Source organism: Ruegeria sp. AE3 (genome assembly GCF_056542225.1).
This window is the reverse complement of record NZ_JBQFZL010000035.1, coordinates 1-2,500: the sequence shown is the minus strand read 5'-3', so window position 1 is coordinate 2,500 and position 2,500 is coordinate 1. Positions and strand designations below refer to the sequence as shown.

At 54.4% G+C, this 2,500-nt stretch carries 1 tRNA gene and 2 rRNA genes (1 of these 3 cut by a window edge); all 3 read left to right on the top strand.

The features are described from left to right. Positions 1–2,004 (top strand): 23S ribosomal RNA (locus ACR0NZ_RS20480) (it extends 826 nt beyond the left edge of the window). Positions 2,005–2,186: 182 nt separating this feature from the next. Further along, positions 2,187–2,301 (top strand): 5S ribosomal RNA (rrf, locus tag ACR0NZ_RS20475). Between the two features lie 122 nt (positions 2,302–2,423). After that, a tRNA-Met gene (locus ACR0NZ_RS20470) sits at positions 2,424–2,500 on the top strand.

Genomic DNA, 2,500 nt, shown 5'->3' with positions numbered 1-2,500 from the left:
GCTGGTTCTCTGCGAAATCTATTTAGGTAGAGCGTCATCCGAATACCCCGGGGGGTAGAGCACTGGATGGGTAATGGGGCCCCACAGGCTTACTGATCCTAACCAAACTCCGAATACCCGGGAGTACTAGATGGCAGACACACTGCGGATGCTAACGTCCGTAGTGGAGAGGGAAACAACCCTGACCTACAGCTAAGGCCCCCAATTCATGGCTAAGTGGGAAAGCAGGTGGGACGACCAAAACAACCAGGAGGTTGGCTTAGAAGCAGCCATCCTTTAAAGATAGCGTAACAGCTCACTGGTCTAAATAAGTTGTCCTGCGGCGAAGATGTAACGGGGCTCAAGCCATGAGCCGAAGCTTAGGATGCCGTAAGGCATGGTAGCAGAGCGTAGTGTGACATAAGACTTATCCTCTTTAGTGTCTTTCGGGGCACCTTGGAGGATCGAGTCTTTTCGATGAAGCCGGCCTGTGAGGGATCCGGTGGAGAGATCACTAGTGAGAATGATGACATGAGTAGCGACAAAGAGTGTGAGAGACACTCTCGCCGAAAGTCCAAGGGTTCCTGCTTAAAGCTAATCTGAGCAGGGTAAGCCGGCCCCTAAGCCGAGGCCGAAAGGCGTAGGCGATGGGAACTAGGTTAATATTCCTAGGCCAGGAGGATGTGACGGATCACAGGTGTAGTTCAATCTTATCGGATTGATTGGGCTGCTGAGTGGTTCCTGGAAATAGCCCTCCATCAGACCGTACCCTAAACCGACACAGGTGGACTGGTAGAGCATACCAAGGCGCTTGAGAGAACGATGTTGAAGGAACTCGGCAAAATACCTCCGTAAGTTCGCGAGAAGGAGGCCCGGTTCCTAGGCAACTAGGGGCTGGGGGCACAAACCAGGGGGTGGCGACTGTTTATTAAAAACACAGGGCTCTGCGAAGTCGCAAGACGACGTATAGGGTCTGACGCCTGCCCGGTGCCTGAAGGTTAAAAGGAGAGGTGAGAGCCTTGAATTGAAGCCCAGGTAAACGGCGGCCGTAACTATAACGGTCCTAAGGTAGCGAAATTCCTTGTCGGGTAAGTTCCGACCTGCACGAATGGCGTAACGACTTCCCCGCTGTCTCCAACATCGACTCAGCGAAATTGAATTGCCTGTCAAGATGCAGGCTTCCCGCGGTTAGACGGAAAGACCCCGTGCACCTTTACTACAGCTTCGCACTGGCATCAGGATTGTGATGTGCAGGATAGGTGGTAGGCTTTGAAGCAGGAACGCAAGTCCCTGTGGAGCCTCCCTTGAGATACCACCCTTCGCACTCTTGATGTCTAACCGCGGTCCGTTATCCGGATCCGGGACCCTGCGTGGCGGGTAGTTTGACTGGGGCGGTCGCCTCCTAAAGCGTAACGGAGGCGCGCGAAGGTTGGCTCAGAGCGGTCGGAAATCGCTCGTTGAGTGCAATGGCAGAAGCCAGCCTGACTGCAAGACTGACAAGTCGAGCAGAGTCGAAAGACGGCCATAGTGATCCGGTGGTCCCGAGTGGAAGGGCCATCGCTCAACGGATAAAAGGTACGCCGGGGATAACAGGCTGATACTGCCCAAGAGTCCATATCGACGGCAGTGTTTGGCACCTCGATGTCGGCTCATCTCATCCTGGGGCTGGAGCAGGTCCCAAGGGTACGGCTGTTCGCCGTTTAAAGAGGTACGTGAGCTGGGTTTAGAACGTCGTGAGACAGTTCGGTCCCTATCTGCCGTGGGTGTAGGAGACTTGAGAGGAGTTGCCCCTAGTACGAGAGGACCGGGGTGAACGATCCACTGGTGGACCAGTTGTCGTGCCAACGGCAGTGCTGGGTAGCTATGATCGGACAGGATAACCGCTGAAGGCATCTAAGCGGGAAGCCCCCCTCAAAACAAGGTCTCCCTGAGGGCCGTGGAAGACCACCACGTCAATAGGCCGGAGATGTAAGCGCAGTAATGCGTTCAGTTGACCGGTACTAATCGCCCGATAGGCTTGATTTGATCCAGTAATGGAAAGACAAATCAAAGACATACACACCTTGAGTTGGATAGCTGTGTCGCGCCAAGCGACACTGTTGATTGACATAACAACCGTGCAGGAACGCGCATCCGCTTCGCGAATACGCTGCCTCCTGCGCGTCGCCTTTTTGCAAAGCAAAAAGAGCGACGGGGATTTTCCTCGGTTTGGTGGTCATAGCGCAAGTGAAACACCCGGTCCCATCCCGAACCCGGAAGTTAAGCACTGCCGCGCCAATGGTACTTGGGCTTAAGCCCCGGGAGAGTAGGTCACCGCCAAACCTAGTAAAATCCCCAATCTCTCAACACGATCAAAACATACTCGACCCAGGCCTCAAATCGCGTAAGCAACAGGCCAGCCAACGGTCTCAAGTAGCCGAACAGGCAATAGACCACTAAAGTGTCGCGGGATGGAGCAGCCCGGTAGCTCGTCAGGCTCATAACCTGAAGGTCGTAGGTTCAAATCCTACTCCCGCAACCA